General features: G+C 63.8%; 26 protein-coding genes and 1 pseudogene. 17 read left to right on the top strand and 10 right to left on the bottom strand.

From position 1 onward, the window contains the following. Positions 1-15 precede the first annotated feature (15 nt). From EOC94_RS00135 to EOC94_RS00120, 4 genes and pseudogenes are all read left to right on the top strand, one after another. Positions 16-719: pseudogene (locus tag EOC94_RS00135) on the top strand (ROK family protein). 148 nt (positions 720-867) lie between these two features. Next, positions 868-1,329 (top strand): MucR family transcriptional regulator, encoded by a 462-nt coding sequence (locus EOC94_RS00130; RefSeq protein ID WP_095485124.1) that lies wholly within the window; start codon positions 868-870, stop codon positions 1,327-1,329. 188 nt (positions 1,330-1,517) lie between these two features. Then, entirely contained in the window at positions 1,518-2,723 is a 1,206-nt protein-coding gene (locus tag EOC94_RS00125; RefSeq protein WP_127288249.1) for an integrase core domain-containing protein, read from the top strand. A 208-nt stretch (positions 2,724-2,931) separates the two neighbouring features. Then, complete coding sequence (locus EOC94_RS00120; protein WP_126104380.1) at positions 2,932-4,170, top strand: MFS transporter; 1,239 nt, start codon at positions 2,932-2,934, stop codon at positions 4,168-4,170. Between the two features lie 114 nt (positions 4,171-4,284). On the opposite strand, the gene EOC94_RS00115 is transcribed toward EOC94_RS00120, so the two are convergent. Continuing rightward, positions 4,285-4,743, bottom strand: coding sequence for a nuclear transport factor 2 family protein (locus EOC94_RS00115; protein WP_127288248.1), 459 nt, complete (start codon positions 4,741-4,743; stop codon positions 4,285-4,287). A gap of 206 nt (positions 4,744-4,949) precedes the next feature. Here EOC94_RS00115 and EOC94_RS00110 point away from each other — a divergent pair, with 206 nt between their 5' ends. After that, positions 4,950-5,528 (top strand): TetR/AcrR family transcriptional regulator, encoded by a 579-nt coding sequence (locus EOC94_RS00110; protein ID WP_127288247.1) that lies wholly within the window; start codon positions 4,950-4,952, stop codon positions 5,526-5,528. Between the two features lie 47 nt (positions 5,529-5,575). Then, positions 5,576-6,880 (top strand): beta-ketoacyl-ACP synthase II, encoded by a 1,305-nt coding sequence (gene fabF / locus EOC94_RS00105; RefSeq protein ID WP_127288246.1) that lies wholly within the window; start codon positions 5,576-5,578, stop codon positions 6,878-6,880. 41 nt (positions 6,881-6,921) lie between these two features. On the opposite strand, the gene EOC94_RS00100 is transcribed toward fabF, so the two are convergent. Further along, entirely contained in the window at positions 6,922-7,353 is a 432-nt protein-coding gene (locus EOC94_RS00100; RefSeq protein WP_127288245.1) for a helix-turn-helix domain-containing protein, read from the bottom strand. An 88-nt stretch (positions 7,354-7,441) separates the two neighbouring features. Here EOC94_RS00100 and EOC94_RS00095 point away from each other — a divergent pair, with 88 nt between their 5' ends. Together EOC94_RS00095 and EOC94_RS00090 are read left to right on the top strand one after the other, a co-directional pair. Next, complete coding sequence (locus tag EOC94_RS00095; protein WP_245465460.1) at positions 7,442-7,900, top strand: hypothetical protein; 459 nt, start codon at positions 7,442-7,444, stop codon at positions 7,898-7,900. Positions 7,901-7,989: 89 nt separating this feature from the next. After that, positions 7,990-8,805: an oxidoreductase gene (locus EOC94_RS00090; protein ID WP_127288244.1), complete on the top strand. Its 816-nt coding sequence runs from the start codon at positions 7,990-7,992 to the stop codon at positions 8,803-8,805. 102 nt (positions 8,806-8,907) lie between these two features. On the opposite strand, the gene EOC94_RS00085 is transcribed toward EOC94_RS00090, so the two are convergent. Next, entirely contained in the window at positions 8,908-9,522 is a 615-nt protein-coding gene (locus EOC94_RS00085) for an NAD(P)H-dependent oxidoreductase (RefSeq protein ID WP_127288243.1), read from the bottom strand. A gap of 78 nt (positions 9,523-9,600) precedes the next feature. On the opposite strand from EOC94_RS00085, the gene EOC94_RS00080 reads away from it, so the two are divergent. Both EOC94_RS00080 and EOC94_RS00075 read left to right on the top strand, forming a co-directional pair. Next, a complete protein-coding gene (locus EOC94_RS00080; protein ID WP_127288242.1) occupies positions 9,601-10,254 on the top strand; it encodes a helix-turn-helix domain-containing protein in 654 nt (217 codons plus the stop codon). A 135-nt stretch (positions 10,255-10,389) separates the two neighbouring features. Further along, entirely contained in the window at positions 10,390-10,827 is a 438-nt protein-coding gene (locus EOC94_RS00075; RefSeq protein WP_127288241.1) for a VOC family protein, read from the top strand. A gap of 76 nt (positions 10,828-10,903) precedes the next feature. Here EOC94_RS00075 and EOC94_RS00070 read toward each other — a convergent pair whose 3' ends face one another. The 6 genes from EOC94_RS00070 to hemC form a co-directional block, all read right to left on the bottom strand. Then, the gene (locus tag EOC94_RS00070; RefSeq protein ID WP_127288240.1) at positions 10,904-11,620 is read right to left on the bottom strand and encodes a glutamine amidotransferase; all 717 of its coding nucleotides are present in this window, start codon (positions 11,618-11,620) and stop codon (positions 10,904-10,906) included. 11 nt (positions 11,621-11,631) lie between these two features. Further along, positions 11,632-12,111, bottom strand: a complete 480-nt coding sequence (locus EOC94_RS00065) for a TerB family tellurite resistance protein (RefSeq protein WP_127288239.1) — start codon at positions 12,109-12,111, stop codon at positions 11,632-11,634. Between the two features lie 45 nt (positions 12,112-12,156). Beyond that, positions 12,157-13,758 (bottom strand): heme biosynthesis protein HemY, encoded by a 1,602-nt coding sequence (locus EOC94_RS00060; protein ID WP_127288238.1) that lies wholly within the window; start codon positions 13,756-13,758, stop codon positions 12,157-12,159. A gap of 10 nt (positions 13,759-13,768) precedes the next feature. Further along, positions 13,769-15,241: a COG4223 family protein gene (locus tag EOC94_RS00055; protein ID WP_095484937.1), complete on the bottom strand. Its 1,473-nt coding sequence runs from the start codon at positions 15,239-15,241 to the stop codon at positions 13,769-13,771. Between the two features lie 92 nt (positions 15,242-15,333). Further along, positions 15,334-16,050 carry a uroporphyrinogen-III synthase gene (locus tag EOC94_RS00050; RefSeq protein ID WP_095484936.1) on the bottom strand — a complete coding sequence of 239 codons (717 nt, stop codon included), beginning with the start codon at positions 16,048-16,050 and terminating at the stop codon, positions 15,334-15,336. Between the two features lies 1 nt (position 16,051). Continuing rightward, a complete protein-coding gene (gene hemC / locus EOC94_RS00045) occupies positions 16,052-16,978 on the bottom strand; it encodes a hydroxymethylbilane synthase (protein WP_095484935.1) in 927 nt (308 codons plus the stop codon). 104 nt (positions 16,979-17,082) lie between these two features. Between hemC and tsaD the strand changes: the two genes are divergently transcribed. From tsaD to EOC94_RS00015, 6 genes are all read left to right on the top strand, one after another. Next, entirely contained in the window at positions 17,083-18,168 is a 1,086-nt protein-coding gene (gene tsaD, locus EOC94_RS00040) for a tRNA (adenosine(37)-N6)-threonylcarbamoyltransferase complex transferase subunit TsaD (RefSeq protein WP_185928139.1), read from the top strand. Then, the gene (locus tag EOC94_RS00035; protein ID WP_127288236.1) at positions 18,165-19,175 is read left to right on the top strand and encodes an NAD(P)H-dependent glycerol-3-phosphate dehydrogenase; all 1,011 of its coding nucleotides are present in this window, start codon (positions 18,165-18,167) and stop codon (positions 19,173-19,175) included. Before tsaD ends, EOC94_RS00035 begins: the two co-directional genes overlap by 4 nt. Before the next feature lie 130 nt (positions 19,176-19,305). After that, the gene (locus EOC94_RS00030; protein WP_127205863.1) at positions 19,306-19,602 is read left to right on the top strand and encodes a YciI-like protein; all 297 of its coding nucleotides are present in this window, start codon (positions 19,306-19,308) and stop codon (positions 19,600-19,602) included. 127 nt (positions 19,603-19,729) lie between these two features. After that, on the top strand, positions 19,730-20,155 hold the full coding sequence (locus EOC94_RS00025) for an EVE domain-containing protein (RefSeq protein ID WP_127288235.1): 426 nt from the start codon (positions 19,730-19,732) through the stop codon (positions 20,153-20,155). Then, positions 20,110-20,808 carry a methyltransferase gene (locus EOC94_RS00020; RefSeq protein ID WP_185928122.1) on the top strand — a complete coding sequence of 233 codons (699 nt, stop codon included), beginning with the start codon at positions 20,110-20,112 and terminating at the stop codon, positions 20,806-20,808. Before EOC94_RS00025 ends, EOC94_RS00020 begins: the two co-directional genes overlap by 46 nt. A 135-nt stretch (positions 20,809-20,943) precedes the next feature. Continuing rightward, positions 20,944-21,360 (top strand): DUF1761 domain-containing protein, encoded by a 417-nt coding sequence (locus tag EOC94_RS00015; RefSeq protein ID WP_126104369.1) that lies wholly within the window; start codon positions 20,944-20,946, stop codon positions 21,358-21,360. A 21-nt stretch (positions 21,361-21,381) separates the two neighbouring features. On the opposite strand, the gene gcvA is transcribed toward EOC94_RS00015, so the two are convergent. Further along, positions 21,382-22,302, bottom strand: a complete 921-nt coding sequence (gene gcvA / locus EOC94_RS00010; protein WP_127288576.1) for a transcriptional regulator GcvA — start codon at positions 22,300-22,302, stop codon at positions 21,382-21,384. Between the two features lie 164 nt (positions 22,303-22,466). On the opposite strand from gcvA, the gene EOC94_RS00005 reads away from it, so the two are divergent. Next, entirely contained in the window at positions 22,467-22,721 is a 255-nt protein-coding gene (locus tag EOC94_RS00005; protein WP_126104366.1) for a hypothetical protein, read from the top strand. Positions 22,722-22,827: the final 106 nt, after the last annotated feature.

Genomic DNA, 22,827 nt, shown 5'->3' with positions numbered 1-22,827 from the left:
TGGAGAGGCGACGCAATGGCCAAGGTGGCGAAAAAGCCGGCACAGGACAGCGAAAAGATCGTGCTTGCGATCGATATTGGCGGCTCCCATGTCAAGATCCTTACCAGCGCCGGCGGCGAGGAGCGCAAGGCCGATTCCGGACCCGGCCTGACACCGCAACAGATGGTCGCAGCCGTGCAGACGCTCGCCCAGGGTTTGCCCTACGACGTCGTCTCGATGGGTTATCCCGGCCCGGTGCATCACAACAGGCCGCTGACCGACCCGGCCAATCTCGGCAAGGGCTGGGTCGGATTCGACTTTGCCGCACAGTTCGGCAAGCCGGTTAAGGTGACAACGACGCGCTGATGCAGGCCATCGGCAGCTACGAGGGTGGGCGCATGCTGTTCCTGGGTCTGGGAACAGGCTTGGGTGCTGCGATGATCGTCGACAACGTCGCCCAGCCGATGGAGCTCGCGCATCTTCCTTACAAGAACGGCCGCAGTTTCGAGGACTATGTCGGCGAACGCGGCCTGGAGAAGCGCGGCAGGAAGAAATGGCGCAAGCACGTCTTCGACGTCATCGAGCGGCTTCGCGCCGCCATGCAGCCTGACTATGTGGTCATCGGCGGCGGCAATGTCGACGAACTCGACGAGTTGCCTGCCGGTTGCAGGCGCGGCGACAACACACGCGCCTTCGAAGGTGGGTTTCGACTGTGGCGCGACAAATCCCTGATTATCTGATATTATGCCGGTTTGGGGTCAGACCTGTTGAACCGACCCTGCCGTTAGTATTGTTATTCAAAATAATGTGCGACGTGGCTCGGCGTCATTGCGTTACGCAGATTTGCCGACTAGGAACTCTATGACCCCCACGGACGGAGAAAATAGATTGACCGACGACAGCAACAAGGCCCGCAAGGACATCGACCTTCTCGAGCTGACCGCTCACATCGTGTCCGCCTACGTCGAGAAGAACCGCTTGCCCGCTTCCGGCCTCGGCGATCTCATCGCGAGCGTCAGCGCGTCGATAGGTGGACTCGGACAACCCGCCGTTCCGGTGGCAGCGCCGCTGATCCCCGCGGTCAACCCAAAGAAATCGGTAACGCCGGACTACATCGTCTGCCTTGAGGACGGCAAGAAGTTCAAATCCCTGAAGCGCCATATCGGTGTTCATTTCGGGCTGACACCGGACGCCTACCGCGCCAAATGGGGCTTGCCGGCCGACTATCCGATGGTTGCCCCCAACTATGCGGCCTCGCGCTCGCAACTGGCGAAGGCAATCGGCCTCGGCCGTAAGGCCGCCCCGCCGGCGCCCGTCAAGAAGACCAGGAAGCCCAAGGCCACGGTCTGACACGCCGTTCGAAGCCCGGCGGACATCTCCCTGATCGCTTCAGGTTTGCGCTGCCCTCATCGCCCTGCCGGGCACTTCTCCCCGTATAGTGACGGGGAGAAGTGCCCGGTGTCCGAACCGGATAGATAGGTAACAGAATGGACCGATTGCATGGGTGACAGTTTTCTTGTCCGCCGGGAGGACCGGCGATGGTTTGGCAAGAGACTGGCATCATGGACGAGCGGCTTCGGTTTGTTGTGGAGTGCCTGGCGGGTGAGGAGACGATGAGCGAGCTTTGTGTGGCCTACGGCGTATCGCGCAAGACCGGCTACAAATGGCTTGGTCGCTATCGCGCGCTCGGCCCGGAAGGCCTGCATGATCTGCCGCGGGCGCCGCTCAATCATGGCCGAGCGACGGCCCTGGATCTGGTGGAGCGGATCGTTGCGGCCAAGGAGACGCACCCGCTGTGGGGCCCGAAGAAGATCATGGCGCGGCTCAAGCGCACCGCTCCCGAGCTGCTGTGGCCGTCGGCCTCGACGGCTGGTGCGATCCTTGCGCGGCACGGGCTTGTCAGCGTCCGCAAGCGGGCACGGCTGCGGGCCTGTGGCAACGGACCATGGCCGCAAGCCGAGGAGCCGAACGCGGTATGGACGGGCGATCACAAGGGCTGGTTCCGGACCCGTGACGGGTGGCGCTGCGAACCGTTGACGGTGATGGATGCGTCGAGCCGCTACCTGTTGGCGCTCGAAGCGACGGGCTCGACGGCGGATGACGAGGCCTGGCCGGTATTCGAACGGCTGTTTGAGGCGCATGGTCTGCCGGATCGGCTCAGAAGCGACAATGGCCCGCCTTTCGCGTCGGCCGGCGTCACTGGGCTGACGCCGCTTTCGGTGCGCTTCATCAAGCTCGGCATCACGCTGGAGCGGATCGCGCCCGGCAAGCCGCAGCAGAACGGGCGCCACGAGCGCTTCCACCTGACCATGCTGCCGCTGGCCAAGACGCCGGAGGCCGACAGAATGGCCCAGAGCCAGGCCTTCGAGGCCTTCCGGCGCAGCTACAATGAGGAGCGTCCGCATGAGGCGCTGGCCATGGACACCCCGGCGCAGCATTACCGCGCCTCGCCGCGCGCCATGCCCGCGACACCGCCCGAGCCCGACTATCCGGCCGAGGCGGCGGTGCGCAGCGTGCGTCACAATGGCGAGATCAGGTGGAATGGCGGCTTCATCTACGCTTCCAAGACGCTGGCCGGCGAAGCGGTCGCCGCCACCGAAACCGAGGATGGTGAATGGGCGCTCAGCTTCCATGCCCATCCGCTCGGCATCTTCGACACCAGGCGCATGAAGCTCGTCCGCCGCAGCGCCGCGCCAACCAAACCGCTTGGCGCTGCGGCCGACAGCACAGGGGGGAAACTGTAACCCATGTATCCGGTTCAAAGTGTTACCCATCTATCAACTGGACAGCCTTCGAAAAGAATTTCGCCAATCTCACCTGGAAACCCTTGATCCAGAGCCGATTTTTGCGCGCGCCCCGCACCGAACTGCGCTAAAAAGCGCTGTGGTCGGACCAGCGCCCATTGTGGAAGCCCCGCCGGCCGATACACAGTCTCGCCGGGGCCATTCACAAATGACAGCCGAACAAACATCGCCCGACCAGCGCTATGCCGCCTTCCGCCACAAACCCTTCCTGAGCTATTGGGCGGCGCGCTTCCTCTCCACATTCGCCACCCAGATCGTATCCGTCGCCGTCGGCTGGCAGGTGTATGACCTGACCCGTGATCCGTTCGATCTCGGGCTTGTGGGCATTGTCCAGTTCCTGCCTTCGCTGCTGCTGGTGCTGGTCACCGGGGTGGTCGCCGACCGTTTCGGACGCCGTCTGATTATGGCGCTGACGGTCCTGCTGGAGGCGATCTGCGCGCTGGCTCTGCTGCTGCTGACGCTGCGCGGCCTTAGCGGACCGGGCTTGATCTTCGGCGTGCTCGCCATGTTCGGCATCGCGCGCGCCTTCTTCGGGCCGGCCGCAGCGTCGCTGTTCGCCAATCTCGTGCCACCAGAGGATTTTGGCAACGCAATCGCTTGGAATTCGTCAGCCTGGCAGACGGCAACCATCATTGGACCCGTCGCCGGCGGCCTGCTCTACGGGCTTTCGGCGGAAGCGGCATACGGCACGGCTGCCGTTCTGATGCTTGTCGCCGCGGTGCTGATCTTCACCATCCCGAAGCCAGCCCAGCGCAGCGAGACCGACAAGCCGACGATGCAGACCCTGTTTGCCGGCTTCGGCTATATCTGGAGCGAGAAGATCGTGCTCGGCGCCATTTCGCTCGACCTGTTCGCCGTGCTTTTGTCCGGCGCCACAGCACTGCTGCCGGTCTACGCGCGCGACATCCTCGAACTCGGCCCGTGGGGCCTCGGACTGTTGCGCTCGGCACCGGGCATCGGCGCCATCTGCGTTGCCATCTGGCTGGCCGGACATCCGATCCGCAACCACGCCGGCCTGGTCATGCTCGGCTTCGTCGCGCTGTTCGGCACCTTTACCGTGGTGTTCGGCCTCTCCACCATCACCTGGCTATCGATCGCCGCACTCGCCTTGCTCGGCGCCACCGATATGTTCAGCGTCTATATCAGAGAGACGCTGATCCAGCTCTGGACCCCGGACCAGGTGCGCGGTCGCGTCAACGCCGTCAACCAGGTTTTCGTTGGCGCCTCCAACGAGCTCGGCGAATTCCGCGCAGGCACCATGGCGGCGTTGATCGGCACCGTGCCCGCGGTGGTGATTGGCGGCGTCGGCGCAGTCATTGTCGCCGGGTTGTGGGCGGTGCTGTTCCCGCAGCTGCGCAAGGTGCGCCACCTCAACGGGCGAAACTGATCCAGAGCGCACTGATCCGGGCGCGGGCCCGCGGCAATCTCGAAGGCCGGGTCGGACAGAGACACACCCTCGGCGACATGCCTGGCGATGCTATGGCTGAGCGATGCGCTTTGGCTAACTTACAATTTGTTCGGCGGCAGCTTCATCGAGGCCAGCTGCCGCTTGGGCGGCAAGACCGCGGGCCGCTGCTTGTGAATCGTAAAATTCCTCGAGTGCATAGACCCTGCCCCACCGCAGGGTGAACACGTGGAGACCACGGTTGACGTACGACGCGTCGCCGTTGAGCAGCGTTGCGGTGCCGTCCCACTGGGCAAACACGGTGGTATGCCACGGCCAGCCCTTCACCCAGATGTGGTTGACCGTGAGATGGAGATTAGGCAGGACGCGGCCGAGGCGCTCAAACCAGCGGCGCACGGCTTCTTTGTCGTGGCGCTCACCACCAAGCGCGTGGGCGCCGGAAACGCGGTGACGGACACGCGGCACGAGTGCTTTCACCGCCGCATTCCAGCGATGGTTGTTGACGTGGTCGAAGCTCTGTCGGATCGATTTCTCGACAAAATAACTGTATAGCATTTGACCTCTCCTCCAAACTTATTCGACGGCGTGATCGAGGGCACCGTGTGGCGCTCCCGTCCGGTGATTTTTGACGACGTTCGCCGCCACGCCCGCCAGCAAGATGGCGGGTCTCTTTTTCATGCCCTTCGCCTCATCTCGAAATAGATTGCATCCGTCCTCTATAATGGTTATAGATTACGAATGCAATCTAAAAGGAGATGATGATGCGCGTGAGTCGCATGCAGGCCGCGGAAAACCGTGAAACCGTGATCAATGTGGCAAGCCGCCTTTTTCGGGAGCGCGGCTTTGACGGCATCGGCCTTAAAGATCTTATGAAGGGAGCCGGTCTGACCCAAGGCGCCTTTTACAAGCAGTTCGCATCAAAGGAGGACCTGGCGGCGCAGGCGTCCAGGCGGGCGATGGAGAGCGCCACTCACCGATGGTCGGCCGCGACTGCGGCAAAGCCTGAGGATCCGCTCGGCGCGGTGATCGCATTCTACCTCAGCATGGGCCATCGCGGAGAAAAGATGGACGGCTGCCCGGTCGTGGCGCTCGGCTCGGATGCCGCCAGACAGGGTGCCGAGGTCAAGGCGTCATTCGAGGCCGGGATCAGGGAATATCTAGAGATGCTCGGCAGTTGGGTTGGCGAGGCCGACGGCGAGGAGGCCGGCGGCAAGGCCATGGCCATTCTCTCGACAATGGTCGGCGCGGTGCTGCTTTCGCGGGTCGTCAACGACCCCGATCTCGCCCAGGCCTTTCTGGATGCGGCGACCGATCGGGTTCGCGAAGCAGTCGCCGCTTGAACGGCGTAGGCAACGCTGGCGGCGCACCCAAATTGATAGGAGAATAGATGCGACGAATTGTCGTTACAGGCATGGGAGCGGTCACGCCCCTTGCTGCCAATGTCGAAGCGTCCTGGTCGCGCCTGCTGGCCGGTCGTTCGGGTATCCGGAGGCTTTCGGACGATGTCGTGGGAGACCTGCCGGCGAAGATCGGCGGCGTGGTTCCCTCCTTGGAAGACGATCCGGACGCTGGTTTCGATCCCGATGCCATCCTGGCTGCGAAAGATCGGCGCAAGGTGGATCGGTTCATTCTCTTTGCGCTGGCGGCGGCAGAAGAGGCGCTTGCGCAGGCGAAATGGAAGCCTGCCTTGGAAGCGGCTCGCCTGCGCACGGCAACGATCATTGCTTCAGGGGTCGGCGGGTTCCCAGCCATAACCGAGGCGGTGCGCACGGTCGACGGGCGCGGCGTCCGCCGTCTCTCGCCTTTTATGGTGCCGTCCTTCCTGGTTAACCTTGCGGCAGGCCACATCTCGATCCGCTATGGTCTCAAGGGGCCACTCGGCGCACCGGTGACGGCGTGCGCGGCCGGCATTCAGGCGATCGGCGACGCGGCCCGTCTTATCCGCGCCAATGAAGCCGATATCGCCGTGTGCGGCGGCACGGAAGCATGCATGAACATCGTCAGTCTCGGTGGGTTTGCTGCCGCACGCTCCCTTTCCACCGGCTTCAACTGGGCGCCGGCTCAAGCCTCACGGCCTTTCGACGTGTCGCGGGACGGCTTCGTCATGGGCGAAGGAGCCGGCATGCTGGTCATTGAGGAACTGAGCCACGCGCTTGCGCGCGGCGCGAAACCACTCGCCGAGCTCGTCGGCTACGGCACGACGGCGGATGCTCATCACGTCACCTCCGGTCCCGAGGACGGCAACGGGGCGCGCCGAGCCATGGAGATCGCGATTGCCCAAGCCGGCATTTCGCCGCACGAGGTATCTCATCTCAACGCGCATGCGACCTCAACGCCGGTCGGCGACCTCGGCGAAATCGAAGCGATAAAGAGCGTGTTCGGACGCGATTTCGCGATCGCTGTCAGCGCAACCAAATCGGCGACCGGACACCTGCTCGGAGCCGCCGGCGGGCTTGGAGCCATCTTCGCAATCTTGGCGCTGAGGAATCAGGTCGCGCCGCCAACCCTTAATTTGAGCGCTCCGGATCCCGCCGGCGACGGGATCGACTTCGTTGCAAACCAAGCCCGGCCGATGGGAATGGACTACGCGATCTCCAACGGCTTCGGCTTCGGAGGCGTCAATGCCAGCGCGCTATTCCGGCGCTGGACGGACCAGCTGGCCGGCGCGAGCATCGCAGAGTCCGGTGATTGACTTCCGACCGCCTGGCAGCCCGGCGCTTGCGATCGCGGATGCTATTCGGGTGCTGCAACGCGAATCGGGCGGGTGCCGATCTTTGCCCCACTGACGGCATCCACGGCCACCGGCTCGATTTCTTCTCCTGTCTCTGCATCGATGTATCGCGCCAACCTGCCTTCGCCGCGGTACTGGCGTCCCCACGCACCCAGTAAGATGAGCACCGGCAAGAAATCGCCTCCGGCCGCCGTCAGCACATACTCATCGCGCGGAGGCCGCTCCGAGTAGCGCCGCTTTTCCAGAAGTCCCTCTTCCGTCAGCGTCGCCAGCCGCCGGGTCAGAATGGTGGGGGCGATGCCCAGACTTTTCCGGAATTCGTCAAAGCGCGTGAGGCCCAGGCTCGCGTCGCGAAGGATCAACATGCTCCACGCATCGCCGACGCAGGTGAGGCCGCGGGCGATCGGGCAAAAGGCATCGGAAAGATTTTTCATGTTAATATCATTTTGATAGTGACTTAATATCAAAATGATAGTAACATCTTTTTGAAATGCAATCCAGCACAAAGAAGGAGTGACCCTCATGAACAGGACCAACCCGGAATTTAACCGTCAGAGCGCGCAACCGATGCATCATGTCGCCGCCGGCCAGCCGAGATCGGCGCCATCCATACGGAGCCTCGCGACGATCAACCTTATCGGTGGCGTGGCGGCATTCTTCCTGGCCGCGTCCCCGTTGCATGCCGGTGAGCTGTCGGCCATGGCCGGGGAGAGTATCGATCTCGGCGGTTTTCGCGGCGTCCTGCACTACACCGACGAAAATGACGGCTATCGGGTGATCGCAACGATAGCGGAAGGAGAGACCGGGATTCCGGTGCGCTTCTCGGCCACTCTCGCCGAAGGGCAGTCGGCTACGATATCCGTGCCGCGGAAATTGGGCGAGCCTGAGCAAAACCTCGAGATTTCGCGCTCCGGCGACAAGCTTACCGTCACCGAGGTGGGATCAGTGTCCAACCAGCAAACTGGGGCCATTGCCGAGTAATGGCCTCATCGGATCGCGGGGCGTGCGCCTATCTCCATTTGCGCACGCCTGCAGCCGGCAAATCCAGCACAAAGAAGGAAGTGATTTCCATGAACAAGACCAATCTAGGCGTCGCCCTGGTGACGGGCGCATCCACCGGCATCGGGCACGCAACGGCCAAAGCCCTGCAGAACGCGGGCTTTCGCGTGTTCGGAACCAGCCGTCGTGCGGTCGCCGAACGATCCGACGGCGTTACCATGCTGACCTGCGACGTCACCGATGACGCGTCCGTTGCGAAACTGGTCGATGACGTGTTGGCTGAAGCCGGACGTATCGACCTGCTCGTCAACAATGCCGGCGTCGGCCTGCTCGGCGGCGCGGAGGAGTCCTCGACCGTCCAGGCTCAGGCGCTGTTCGACGTGAACGTCTTCGGCGTTCTCCGCGTGACCAACGCGGTCCTGCCGGCAATGCGCCGTCAAGGGAAGGGCAGAATCGTCAATTTGAGTTCTGTGCTGGGTTTAATCCCAGCACCTTATTCCGCGCTCTATGCGTCGACCAAACATGCCATCGAGGGCTATTCCGAATCGCTCGACCACGAACTGCGCCCTTTCGGAATTCGCGTCGTGTTGGTCGAGCCCGCCTATACCCGAACGTCATTTGAAGAAAATCTCGCCAGGCCGGACCAGTTGCTTGAGATCTATGACGCTGCGCGCGCTGGCATGGATGTGATCCTGCGCAAATCGATGGAAACAGGTGATGCTCCCGAAATTGTAGCCGGGACGGTCTTGAAAGCAGCGACCGATTCCGTTCCGAGGAGGCGCTATGCGGCGGGAAAAATGGCGCGCCAGGTCAGTTTATTGCGCCGTTTCGTCCCCGCATCCGCATTCGACAAAAGCCTGCGAAAGCAGAACGGCCTGCCGGTCTGACGTTGAAGTCAACGACATTCTGCTTCGGTCGAACCGGCAGGCGTTGCCGGCGCGAAGCCGCCATCTGCGGCCGCCTGCCGGGGCGGCCGGCGCGCTACGCGGTCATGCTGCCTCCGCGCTTTTCGGGGATGCCTTGAAGAGGTTGCCGCCGATGGCGCGCGCGGCACCGAATTGAGAGACCGGATCCTGCGTCTCCGAGCCGAGCAGGAGCTCGGACGTCACGACGGATGCGCCACAGTAATCGAAGATGCCATGGTCGATCTGCGTCTTCATGGCTCCAAAATAGCCGTGGCGCGCATAAGTTCGCAAGTCGGCGCCTCCGATGGCAACCAGATGAACCCGGAGATGGCGAAGTTTCTTCACCAGTTTGGTATTCGGGCCTTCATCGTAAGCCCAACCGTTCGCGAATACCCGATCGATCCATCCCTTGAGAAGCCCCGGCATCGACCACCAGTAGACGGGATAGACCAGCACAAGGGCATCGGCGCGATCAATCCTCGCTTGCTCGGCGGCGACATCGGCTGAGGGCGGCGTCTGCCTGCGATGGACGGCGAGATCAGTCGCGGTGAACCTTGGATCGAAGCCTTCCGCCGCAAGGTCGGCAATTTCGAAGGAATTGCCGGGATCGGACAGGGACACACCCTCGGCGACATGCCTGGCGACGCTATGGCTGAGCGAGCTGGGATCGGGATGCGCGATAACGATCAGCGCGTGCATATCAAAACTCCTGCTGATTGGTTGCGGCCGAAGGGCCAAGCTTATATACTCTTAGTAAGTTACTAATGGTACATAAGCATGTCAAGCGCCGGATCAAGGGAGCAGACTTCCCATTCGCGACCGCGTCGCCGCCTGTCGCGGGAGGAACGGCATCGCCAACTTCTGGACGTCGCATGGCGGCTGATCGGGGAAGAAGGAACGGAAGCCTTGACGCTCGGGCGGCTGGCCGAGCAGTCGGCTGTTACAAAACCCGTCGTTTACGACCATTTCGGCACGCGGTCCGGGCTGCTGGCGGCGCTCTATCGGGAGTTCGACGCGCGTCAGAATGCGCTCATGGACGCTGCGCTTCAGGCGAGCGAACCGACCTTGGCGGGCAGAGCCGCGGTTATCGCGTCCTCCTATGTCGACTGCGTGCTTCTCCAAGGCCGCGAGATACCCGGTGTCATCGCGGCGTTGGCCGGTTCGCCTGAGCTTGAAAGGATCAAGCGCGACTGCGAGACGGCGTTCATCGAGAGGTGCCGGATTGCGCTTGCCCCATTCGCCGGAACTGGTGCTGTCGCTTCAGCGGGCCTTTGGGCGATGCTCGGTGCAGCCGAGGCCCTGTCCTATGCTGCCGCGACCGCAGAAATCACGGCCGCGCAAGCGCGGGACGAACTCTTCGAAACAATCGTCGCGATGGTCGCCAGAAGCGCGCCCCGGCATACGCTAGGCCGTAGACACATAACCCTTTAATCCAGTAGCGAAGTGCAAAATCCCTCAGATCAACCAGCGACGCATCACAAGGCTACCTTCCAGGAGCCCTGAATGCTCACCTGGCAAGCAGTTTATGAGTTTACGGCTTAGGGCGACACCTTGTAGATTGGACACATGGCGCTCAAACGGATGGACAACGTAGGAATCGTCGTCGATGACCTCGAAGCGACGATTGATTTCTTTCGCGAGCTCGGCCTGGAGCTCGAAGGGCGAGGCACGGTCGAAGGAGAATGGGCCGGACGTGTCACTGGACTGGGCGATCAGCGCGTCGAGATTGCGATGATGCGCACGCCGGACGGCCACGGTCGGCTGGAGCTATCCCGCTTCCTCACGCCGCCTGCCGTCGCGGATCACCGCAACGCCCCGGTTAATGCTCTAGGCTACCTCCGCGTCATGTTCGCCGTGGACGATATCGACGAGACGCTTGAAAGGCTCCGCAATCGCGGCGCGCAGCTCGTAGGCGAAGTAGTCCAGTATAAAAACGTGTATCGGCTCTGCTATATCCGCGGGCCTGGAGGGCTTCTCATCGGGCTCGCCCAAGAACTCAGCTGAGCGCAATACGACGACAATGACGAAGGGCGACCAATGTCAGCGTGCGCGTCTCACAAAAGTCCGTTGTTGGATTGGATTAGGACAGCGCGGGCTTGCCGAAGATCGTCTGCAGGAATTCGCCGAGCCAGCGCTTCAGATGCATGTCCCAGATCAGCCGGCCACCTAAGTGATCGCGGCCGGGCTGCGCGCCGGGTAACTCGAAGCGGTGCGCGCCGCGAACGACCCAGCGCTGCATCATCGCCCGGGTCAATTCGCCGTGGAACTGGATGCCCCAGGCATTGTCGCCATAACGAAACGCCTGGTTGGGGTAGGTTTCGGCCGTCGCCAGCAGCGTCGCGTCCCGCGGCAGCGAAAAGCCTTCGCGGTGAAACTGGTAGACCATGTCAGGCCAGTGCATCAGCTTCCGGCCCGCCTCCGTCGCCTTCAGCGGATACCAGCCGATCTCGACCAGCCCCTCGCCATGACCCTCGACCTTGCCGCCAAGATGATTGACCAGCATCTGCGCGCCGAGGCAGATGCCGAGCAACGGCCGGTTCTCCTTGAGCGGAATTTTCAGCCAGTCGGTCTCGCGGCGGACGAAATCGTCCTCGTCATTGGCGCTCATCGGTCCGCCGAACACCACGGTTCCGGCATGGCCGTCCAGTGTTTCCGGCAAGGCGTCGCCGAGCGGCGGGCAGCGGAGATCGAGGTCGAAGCCTTCTTCGATAAGCATGTGGCCGACGCGCCCGGGGCTCGAACTCTCCTGATGCAGCACGATCAGGATTTTTGGTCTCGGCCTCGGCGTGGATGGCATGGGGATCCCGTCTATTCGTCGCTCGACGTTCCGGTGGCGCCCGGCGCTTCGGCCGCCGCCTTGCGGCGTGCCTCGACGCGGTCGCGGCGTTCGACGCCGATCAGCTCGGCGACCCGCCAGACGATATTGTCCTCGAGTTCGTGCAATTCGCCATCGGCATAGACGATTTCCCACATCAGGCCGATGAAGGCTTTTCGCGCGTCCGCATCGAGCTGGCGCTTTAACACGCTGGTGAAGGCATAGAGGTCTACCGCCTCATTGTCGGCCCGCTCGCCGGCGGCCGCCAGCGCGTCGAGCTCGTCGCCGCTGATCGAATAGCTTTCCGCCAGCACCGCCTTGAAGCGCTCCCATTCGGCATCCTGACGCACGCCGTCGGCACTCATCACATGGTAGAGAAGGGCGGATGCGGCAACGCGCGGATCATCGGCGTTGTTGCGGGCGCTGCCACCTGCCGGCAGGTCCTTCAGAAACGACAGAACACGTTCGAACATGTGATTCTTACTTCCCATCGGCCAAAACTATCAAGCTCAGCCAGATCAAAACAATCGAAACTTGCGTGGTGATTTTTGGTCTTCGTCGTCCGGATCGACGCCGGGATCGTCGGGCAGCCGGGCCAGTTCCTCCGCCGGTTCGACAGCTTCGGCATCCGGCGGCAGCGCGGCAAAGGTCGTGGCGGTGACCGGCGCAACCTGGTCTTCGTCACTTTCCGATGCCATCGCGGTGGTCGGTCTTTCGGCCGAAACAGCGGGGTTCAGCTCGATCACATTTTCCTTTGCCGGCTTGATTGGCGCCGCAATGGTCGGCACCGTGGCATCCGCCGCGTCCTCATTACTGTCGATGAGCTGACCGAGCCGCTCCATCGGTGCCCGCCATTCGAAGGCGTCGAGCCTGCCGGTGATCGGCGACACCGGCGCCCATCGTTCGGAGACGAGGCCGTCGGCAACCCAGGCCGGATCGCGCGGTGCACGCACCGCCTTGGACAGAAGCTGCCGCACCTTGCCCTGATCGCCGGTCTCGGCCTCCTCGATGTCGGCCAGAAGCAGATAGGCGCCTTCGCGGCGATCCATGCGAATGGCTGCCTCGGCCTCCTGGCGGGCGGTCTTGTAATCTTGCGCATCGAGCGCGGCGCGCGCCACCGTCAGCGAGGATTCGGCGTGATTCTTCTTCATCTCCTGCAGTTTCTTCGCCCGATTCAGACGGTCGAGGACGGCATCGGCAGGCCGGGCGTGGGTGTAAAGCTCGGCGATCTCCGGATGCGGCTCGGCTTTCCACGCCGCTTCGAGGATCTTCGCGCCCTTGCGCACATCGTTCTGCCTGAACAGCAGTTTGGCTGCGACGACCGCCGCCGGCGCGAAATCCGGCCGCAGTCGATTGGCCTCGAGAGCAGCGGTTTTGGCGGCATTGGGATCGCTGTCGATCAGCGCCTGCGCCTTGGCGGTGAGCAGCACAGCGCGGCGCCGGTTGGCGGCGTCGCGCTCGATCTGGCGCGTCGATTTCTGCGCCTCGACCAATTTCAGCGCGCTGTCCCAGTCGCCGCGCCCGGTCAGGTCTTCCAGCGTCGATTCGGCGGCCCAGGCCAGCTGCGGCGCCATCGCCGCGGCGCGGCCGGCATAGTGGCGCGCCGCGTTGCGATCGCCGAGGCGTTCGGCCTCGAGATAAAGCCCGCGCAGGCCAAGCAGCCGCATTTCGGGATCGTCGAGCATGGTCTCGAACTTTTCGCGGGCGCCCTCGTGGTCGCCTTCGAGCAGAGAGGCTTGCGCCTCCAGCAGCTGGATCAACGGCTCCTGGTCAGAGCGGATCAGCTTTGCCGCTTCCTTGGTCTTCTTGCGGGCGAGTGCTCCGTCACCGGCGCCGGCGGCGATCATGCCGGTCGATAGCGCCTGATAGCCACGGTCGCGGCGGCGCACGCGCAAATAGCGCGAGATGGTGTAGGGGCTGTTCCACAGTGACTTGATCAGCCACCAGACGATCATCACCGCGGCAACCACGGCGACGACCGCCACCGCCGCCACCATCAGGCTGACCTGATACTGATAGCCGCTGAAGGTGACGACCATCTCGCCCGGCCGGTCGGCCAGCCAGGCGAAACCCAGCCCGAGCGCGAAAACGACGGCGAGGAAAAGCAGAATGCGAATCATCGGGTTTTCCTCACGCCTTCATCGCACCAGCGATCAACGCGTCGACCTGTGTCTCGACCTCGATCCGCGCCTTCAGTTTGCCGGCAAAGTCGGCGCCGGCGGCCTTCACCGCCTCGGGCAGCGTATCGTATTCACTGAGCGCCTTGGCGTAGTCGCCCTGGCTGACCGCCACCTCCATGCGCGCGACGGTTTCCGGTGCGCCGGCGCCTTCGACGGCACCGATCGGCCTGACTTTGACCAGTGATTCGGCGCTCGACAAAAGGTTCTGCAGGAAGCCGGCATTCTGGTCGACGGGCTCGGTGGCAGCGACCATGGCATTGGCCGCGGCGGGCACTTCGGCGGCGATCTCGGCACGTGTCGAAACGCCCTTTTCGGCGTAGGGACGCAAGGTTGCGATCTCCGGTGCGCCCGGTGAAATCGCCGCAAACGTTTCGAGCTCGGCGGCGAACGGCGCACCGCCGTCGACTGCTGCCTTCAGCGCCGAAGCGGCGATGGCGAGCGCGATCTTCGGCTGTCCCGCCTGTGCCTCGACCTTGCCGGAAAGCTGCGACACTGACTGTTCCAGCGCCGCAAGCCGGCCTTCCTGCGCCGATGCCGCCTCACCGGCGGATTTCACCGCCGCGTCGAGCCCGGCCAGCTTTTCGTTGAGCGCCCCGAGATCGACCGGCGCCGTATTGCCTGCCTGACCAAGGGCAGCAACAGTCGTCTCGATCTGCCTGACTTTGTCGCCAAGGGCAGCAAGCCCGGCAGTGTCGCCGGCCCCACCCTGCTCGACCGCCGATTTCAGCGCCGCGACATCCGTCTTGACCTGATCCAGGGCCGACGACAACCCGTCCACCTTGGCCGACGCATCATTGTTGCCGGCTGTGTCCTTGAGCCCGGCAATCTCGCTCTTCAGCGAAGCGATTTCGCCATTGACGCCATCGAGCGACACGCCGCCCGAACCCGGCGCGCCGAGCAGGCCGGCAAACTGCAGCCCTCCGGCGGCGGCGAGCGCGATGACGCCGCCGATAATGCCGGCAGCGATGCCGTTGATGCCGCCACGCCTCGGCTGTGCTGCCATGCCTTCATCCCCTGCCTGGGCTTCCTTCGGCGCTTCTTTGGCCCCCATCCCGCTGGCTTTGGCAGATGCGTCGTCGAAGCTGTAGTCGAAGGCCCGTTTCGCCGATGCGTCTGAGCCGGCCGGATAAGTCGGTTTGGGTCCTTCAGGACCTTTGGTGCCGCCCTCTGCCGGCTCTTCCGGACCGGCGGGCGGGGCCGCATCGGCATGTTCCCACGGCTCGATGTCGGTCTGGTCGGCATGCATGGGTTCTTCAGGCGCTCCTGGCTGCGACGCGTTCGCCGCCTCCTCCGCCTTCGCCTCGTCGGTCCGCCCGTTGGCGGCATTCTCGTCGGCAACGCGCGAGACGGCGCCGGGTTCGAGTTCGATGGTCACCGGCTCGCGACGGCTTTTCGAATGCCGCATCTTCGGCGTCTTGACCATGCTTGGGCTCCGCAAAAATTCGCTTCGGGATGGTTCAGAAAGGGTCTAGCACATCACCAAGCGGTGAAAAGGGGCGGCGTGATGACACGGGGTCACCGCCACGTCCGCAAAAGCTCCAGCAACGCCTCCTCGCTGGGCTCCGGCGCAACACGGAGCTTTTCTGAGGCGACAGCCTCCAAGGCTGCGGCGATGCGTCCGGACAGGACGAAAAACCATGTCTCTTCAAAAAGATCACGCAGCGCCGGCCGGCCGGCCAGGGCCTGCATCGCTGTCGCCGCCTTGGCCGAATAAAGAAGCACCGCTTCAACCGGCTGGCCGGACAGGCATGCAAGGATTGCGGCGTCCGAATGGTCCAGGGTGACTGTGTCGTAGGTCTCGATGGCGCGGACGTCGACACAAGCGGCCTTCAGCCGCGCCTCGAACGCCGGAAACCGCACGCGTCCGCACAGATAGATGATCGTCTTTGCCGTGAAGCCGCCGGCAAGCGCATCCGCCAGCGCCTCGGCATCGCCGGGGCCTTCGCTGACGGACAGGAAACCCGCAGCGCGGGCCGCTTCCGCTGTCCTTTTGCCGACGGCATGGCAGGGCAAAGCGGCGAGCGCCGCGACAATTTCCCTCGGCGCATGGCGCACGGCATTGGCGCTGGTGACCGCAACGGCCACGGCATTGTTTGCGACCCCCTCCACGTCGACGGGCAGAGCCACCGTTTCGGTCAATGGCAGCAGGATCGGCTGGAATCCCTGGTCCTCAAGCCGCTGCGCCGTGCGCGAGGCGCCCGGTTCCGGCCTCGTCACCAGCACGCGAACCATGTCAGGCCCAGCCGTCGAAGAATTTTTCGCCGGCCTTGGCCCGCACGGTCCTAGCAGCTTCGTTGCCGATGCGGGCGGCATCTTGCGCCGGGCCTTCCGCCTTGACCTCATGGGATTGCGTGCCGTCCGGCGAGATGATCAGCCCGGCGAAGAAGACCGTTCCGTCTGATATCGTCGCATGGCCGGCGATCGGCGTTCGGCATGACCCGTCGAGCGCCGCCAGGAAGGCGCGCTCGCAGGCCAGCGCCTGTCCGGTCGGCAAATCATGGATCGCCGTCAGCATCCTTTCCACGTCGCGGTCGCCGATGCGGCTTTCGATGCAGATCGCGCCTTGCCCGGGCGCCGGCGGAAAGGTGTCGAGCGGCATCAGGTCGGTGACGACATGCTCCAGGGCAAGCCGCTTCAGCCCGGCATAGGCGAGGATGGTGCCGTCGGCCATGCCCTCGTCGAGCTTGCGCAGCCGCGTCTGCACATTGCCGCGGAACATCACCACGTCGAGGTCCGGCCGCATGCGCCGAATCAATGCCTGGCGCCGCAGCGACGACGAGCCGACCTTCGCGCCCTGCGGCAGTCCGGCGATTGTCTTCGCCGCTTTGCCGACGAAAGCGTCGCGGGCATCCTCGCGCGGCAGGAAGGCGGACAGCTCCAGCCCGTCGGGCAACACCGTCGGCATGTCTTTCGACGAATGCACGGCGATGTCGATACGGCGCGCCAGCAGCGCTTCCTCGATCTCCTTGGTGAACAGCCCTTTGCCGCCGGCTTCCGACAGCGGCCGGTCCTGGATGCGGTCGCCACTGGTCGAGATGACGACCACCTCGAACGCCTCAACCGGCATGCCATGCGCGGCCATCAGCCGCGCCTGCGTTTCATGCGCCTGCGCCAGCGCCAGCGGGCTGCCGCGTGTTCCGATTTTCAAGGTTGTTTGCATGGCGCGCCGTCCGTGATAACCCCCGGCAGATTGAGGCCGTTTTCCGGGCTTCCTCCTAACGGGGAAAGGCTGGTTGCACAATCTCTAGGGACAGCGACGAATTGATCCGCGTTCTGGGCATTGAGACGAGTTGCGACGAGACCGCCGCCAGCGTGGTGACTCTGGATGGCGGCGGCGCACCCAAAATCCTGTCCGATATCGTGCTCAGCCAGATCGAGGAGCATGCCGCCTTCGGCGGCGTCGTGCCGGAAATCGCCGCACGTGCCCATGTCGAGGCGCTGGACGGCATCATCGAGGCAGCGCTGGCCGATTCGGGCGTCGATCTCGCCGACATCGACGCGATCGCCGCAACCGCCGGCCCCGGCCTCGTCGGCGGGCTGATCGTCGGCCTGATGACGGCGAAAGCCATTGCCGCGGCCGCAAACAAGCCGCTGATCGCCATCAACCACCTCGAAGGCCACGCGCTGACCGCGCGGCTGACAGACGGTCTCGATTTTCCCTACCTGTTGCTGCTGGTGTCCGGCGGTCACACGCAGATCGTCGCCGTGCGTGGCGTCGGCGACTATCAGCGCTGGGCGACAACCATCGACGATGCGCTCGGCGAAGCCTTCGATAAGACGGCCAAGATGCTTGGCCTGCCCTATCCCGGCGGACCGAATGTCGAGAAGGTGGCGGCGACCGGCGACGCCACGCGCTTCGCCTTCCCGCGGCCGATGAAGGGCTCGGCGCAGTCCGATTTCTCTTTTTCCGGGCTGAAGACCGCCGTGCGCCAGGCAGCGACGGCCATCGCCCCGTTGAGCGACCAGGACGTCGCCGACATCTGCGCCTCGTTCCAGGCGGCGGTGGCGGATGCGCTGGATGATCGTGTTTCGAGAGCGCTGACGCGTTTTCGCGAAACTTTTCCTGATAAGCAAAATCCTGCGCTGGTTGTTGCCGGCGGCGTCGCTGCCAACCGGACGATCAAGACGACACTGGAAGCCTTGTGCGAGAAAGCCGGCTTTGCTTTCGTCGCGCCGCCGCTCAAACTCTGCACTGACAATGCGGCGATGATCGCCTGGGCCGGCATCGAGCGGCTGCGCGCCGGCATCGCGGGTGAAAACACCGCCGATTTCGTGCCGCGCTCGCGCTGGCCGCTGGACAGCATCTCCGCCCCGATGGTCGGCTCGGGCCGGCGTGGAGCCAAGGCATGACCGGCGGCGAGGACAGGGCGCCAAGCGGCTGGCGCGTCGCGGTGCTTGGCGGCGGCGCCTGGGGCACGGCGCTGGCGCTGGCCATGCTGCGAGCCGGTCATTTCGTCCGCCTCTATGCGCGCGACCCGGAGACCGTCGCCGCGATCGACCGTGGCGAAAATCCGCGCTATCTGCCGGGCATCGCGCTCCAGGCCGGTATCGTGGCAACGAGCGACATCGAGGCCGCGCTCGACGGCGCCGACTGCGTGCTGGCGGTGGCGCCGGCGCAGTCGCTGCGCGCCATGCTGGCGACCGCGAAGACCCATATGCCGAAAGACGTCCCGCTGGTCCTCTGCGCCAAGGGCATCGAGCGCGACACTGGCGCGCTGCTGTCGGCGATAGTCGAAGAGATTCTGCCTGAAAACCCGGTTGCTGCCCTGTCCGGCCCGAGCTTCGCCACCGACGTTGCCAGGGGCCTGCCGACGGCCGTGGTGGTCGCGGCCCGCAACGAGGGTCTGGCGGCAGACCTTGCCGCGCGCTTTTCGGCTGAGAACCTGCGCTGCTATTCGAGCGACGATCTCATCGGCGTCGAGATCGGTGGCGCGCTGAAGAACGTCTTCGCCATTGCCGCCGGCGCGGTCACCGGCGCCGGGCTCGGCGCCAGCGCCCAGGCCGCCATGGTGACGCGCGGCTTTGTCGAATTGCGTCGCATCGGTGCTGCGTTCGGCGCCAGACCGGAAACGCTGATGGGGCTTTCCGGCCTCGGCGACCTGCTGCTCACCTGCTCGTCCGCCCAGTCGCGCAATTTCGCCTACGGGCTGGCGCTGGGGCAAGGCAAGCCGCTTGCCGGGCTGCCCTTGGCCGAAGGCGTGCCGACGGCAGCGATCGCCGCCCGCATCGCCGCCGAGCGCCGGATCGACGCGCCAATCATCACCGCCGTCGCCGCCATATTGGACGGCACGATCACCATTCGCCAGGCTGTGTCGGCGCTGATGACAAGGCCGCTGAAGACCGAAACCGATGTTTAGAGCGACGTGCGTCCGCTTGGACGCACAAAGTACGCTCTAACAACTTTGAACCTGCGCATCGTGCTTTCCGAAAATCGATTCCGATTTTCGGGCCGATGCGATAAATCTCGAACAATCCGGAGATCGAAAAATGCTGTTTGCGTTGATTTGCAAGGACAAGCCTGAAAACCTGCAGGTGCGGCTCGATACGCGGCCCGAGCATATTGCCTTCCTGGAAAGATTGAACGGCGAGAAGAAGCTGGCCTTCGCCGGTCCGTTCCTCGACGCCGACGGCAAGCCGAACGGCAGCCTCGTCGTGGTCGAGGCGCCGGATCTGGCCGCGGCACAAGCCCTGTCGGCGGCAGACCCCTACGCCAAGGCCGGGCTGTTCGAAAGCGTCGAAATCAGGCAATGGAACTGGACCTTCAACAAGCCGGCGAGCGCATGACCCCGAAAATCGGAATCGATTTTCGCTGGGGATCATGCGCAAAATCAAAGTGCTACAGCGTCCTTTGCGCGTCTGAGAGACGCGCGGCGCTGTAGCTGATTTCCAGCCTTCAGGAGGAGCAAAAACGATGAACTACTGGCTGTTCAAATCGGAACCCTCGGTCTTCTCCTTCGAAGCGCTGAAGGCGAAGGGCAAGGCCGGCACGCAATGGGACGGCGTGCGCAACTATGCGGCGCGCAACAACATGAAGGCGATGCAGATCGGCGATCTCGGCTTCTTCTACCATTCCAATGATGGGCTCGACGTGGTCGGCATCGCCGAGGTCTGCGCGCTGGCCCATCAGGATACCACCACCGACGATCCACGCTGGGAATGCGTCGATATCCGCGCCGTCAAGGACGTGCCGAAGCCGGTGACGCTGGAACAGGTCAAGGCCAATCCCAAGCTTGCCGAGATGGCACTGGTCCGGCTCGGACGGCTTTCCGTGCAGCCGGTGACACCGGCCGAATGGAAAGAGGTCTGCCGCATGGGCGGCCTGACGCCGGCGCCGTGACGGCGCTGACGCCAAACAGCGCGAAGAATTTCATCCTCGACAACACGACGCTGATGGCGCCGCCGCATGTGCCGGAGATCCTGCTGCATCTGGCCGACGAGGCGCATGATCTGTGGCAGCGGACCGAGGACGAACTGGCCGAAATCGGCCTGCCCCCGCCCTTCTGGGCCTTTGCCTGGGCCGGCGGCCAAGGCCTTGCCCGCTACATCCTCGACAATCCGTCTGATGTGCACGGCAAGCGCGTGCTCGACTTCGCCTCCGGTTCCGGCCTTGTCGCCATTGCGGCAGTGAAGGCCGGCGCGGCAGAGGTGATCGCCGCCGACATCGACCCGTTCTGCGCGACCGCGATCCGCCTGAATGCCGAGGCCAATGGCGTCAGGATAACGTTCCTCGGCTCGGACTGCATCGGAACCGATGCGCGCTGGGATGTGGTTCTGGCCGGCGACGTCTTCTACGACAGATCCTTTGCCGACAGGCTGATGCCGTGGTTCGCAGCACTGAAGTCGCGCGGCGCCGACATCCTCGTTGGCGATCCCGGCCGCTCCTATCTGCCGAAGACGGGGTTGGAGCCGCTCGCCGTCTACGAAGTGGCGGTAACCCGGGCGCTGGAAGATTCCCTGGTCAAGCGCACGACCGTCTGGCGGTTTGCTTGACGGCACCGCCGAACAGGCGTTCCATCACGCATCGATTTTGAGAATACGCATGTCGTTGTCCCAAAACCGCCGGGCACCCTCGGGTCAGGCCCGAGGGCAGGCTTTTGGGCGACATGCTTCCGGGGGAGGGAAATCATGGATTTTTCAGCAGTGAACTGGCTGGCGGTGATCATCGCCGCCGTGGTGGCGTGGTTGTTCGGCGCGGCCTGGTACATGGGCTTGAGCAAGCCCTGGCTCAAGGCCGCCAAGCTTGATCCTGCGACCATGAGCAAATCGCCGTTGCCCTTCGTCATCAGCTTCATCGCGGAACTTGTCATGGCGTTCGTCATGTCCCTGGTCATCGGAGCAATGACCGGCGGCGAGCCGAGCCTCATTGCCGGGCTGGTCTTCGGCTTCGTTCTCTGGCTGGGATTCGTCGCCACGACGCTTTCCGTCAATCATCGTTACGAGGGTTTCGGCTGGGACCTGACCATCATAGACTGCGGCCACTGGCTTGGCGTGCTGCTCATTATCGGCGCGGTGATCGGCTGGTTTGGAGCAGCGGCGGCTTGAGCTAACGATCAGCCACGATCGTCAGGTCGGCGTCTTCGCGACTTCGTCGAGAAGCCATTCGCGAAAGGCGACGATGCGCGGGTCGTGCGCCGCGCTTTTTGGATAGACCAGGAAATAGGCGAATTCGGGCGCAACCTTGATGCCCAGCTCAAACGGTCGCACCAGCCTGCCCTCGGAAAGGTCGTTTGCCACCATGGCGAAATCGGCGAGCGCGACGGCATTGCCGTCGAGCGCAGCCTGAACGACATCTGAAGACGTGCCGAAGACCATCGTTCGGCTGTCGTCGAAATCGTCGACGCCCGCCGCTGCCATCCACATGCGCCAATTCGGCCACGTCACACCCTGGCGCGCCCACTCGATGTGGGCAAGCGTGTGGTGAAACAGGTCGCGCGGCTCCTTCAGCGGCGGCCCCGCCCGCAGCAACGCCGGACTGCAGACAGGAATGATGACGTTTTCGAACAGCCGGTCGGCGCAAAGTCCCGGATACTTCCCGGCGCCGAAGCGGATGCCGATATCGACATCGTCGAGGTCGAAGTCGCGCACCTCATAACTGATGTCGAAGCGGAGCTCGATGTCGGGCTGATGCTTGCGAAACCCGTCGACGCGCCGCATCAGCCATTTTGTCGCGAACTGTGCGTCGAGGGTCACTTTCAGCAGCGCCGTTCCACGCGCCATCTTGTGCGCCCGTGAGACGGCCCGGCCAAGCAGGTCGAGCGCGTCGGTCGCGGCCTCGAACAGCACCGCGCCCGCTTCCGTCAGCCGGATGGTGCGGCTGGTGCGCGTGAACAGCACGATGCCGAGCTGATCCTCGATTTCCTTGATCTGGTGGCTGACCGCGGCAGGCGTCAGGCCGAGCTCGTCTGCGGCGCGGGTGAAATTGAGGTGCCGGGCCGCCGCTTCCAGCGTCCTCAGTGCACGGGTTCCAGGCAGCAGGCGCGCCATCAGCACGGAATGATTTTTGGCAGGATCATTGCCCTTGATCCACAAATTAAACTTGATGATCTGGAAAAAACTACTCGTTTCCCTCTTAGATTTCAATCCGGCATGATGTGAGCATCGATAAACTATCAAACCGGATTTGATGTCCGGATGGAACGGATCACGTCATGTCACACATTGCTTTGAAGTCTCCGGCTGCCGGACCAACCTGGCTGCGCGCGGCAGTTGAATGGTTCCATCACGCGAGAATCGCGATCAACCTTCCGCAAGAGCCCGGCCTGCCGCGTGAAAACGTCGAGGACCTCTCGGACCGCCAACTGCGCGACATCGGCGCCGAGCGGAAGGATGTCGCCCGCGCCATGGACCAGGAACTAGGCCGGCTCGGCCTGCTCGACATCGGCTGGCAGAAGCCGAAACGGTAGGGGAGTAAGGGAGTAAGGCAATAGGGCAGTAGGGAAAAGTGAGGCGGCGCGAACGCGCATATCGGCTGACAACTTCCTACTCCCCTACTCCCCTACTCCCCTACTC

This window comes from Mesorhizobium sp. M6A.T.Ce.TU.016.01.1.1 (assembly GCF_003997065.1).
Taxonomy (GTDB): Bacteria; Pseudomonadota; Alphaproteobacteria; order Rhizobiales; family Rhizobiaceae; genus Mesorhizobium; species Mesorhizobium mediterraneum.
Note: the sequence above shows the minus strand (reverse complement) of the source record. Positions and strands in the feature narration are given on the sequence as shown.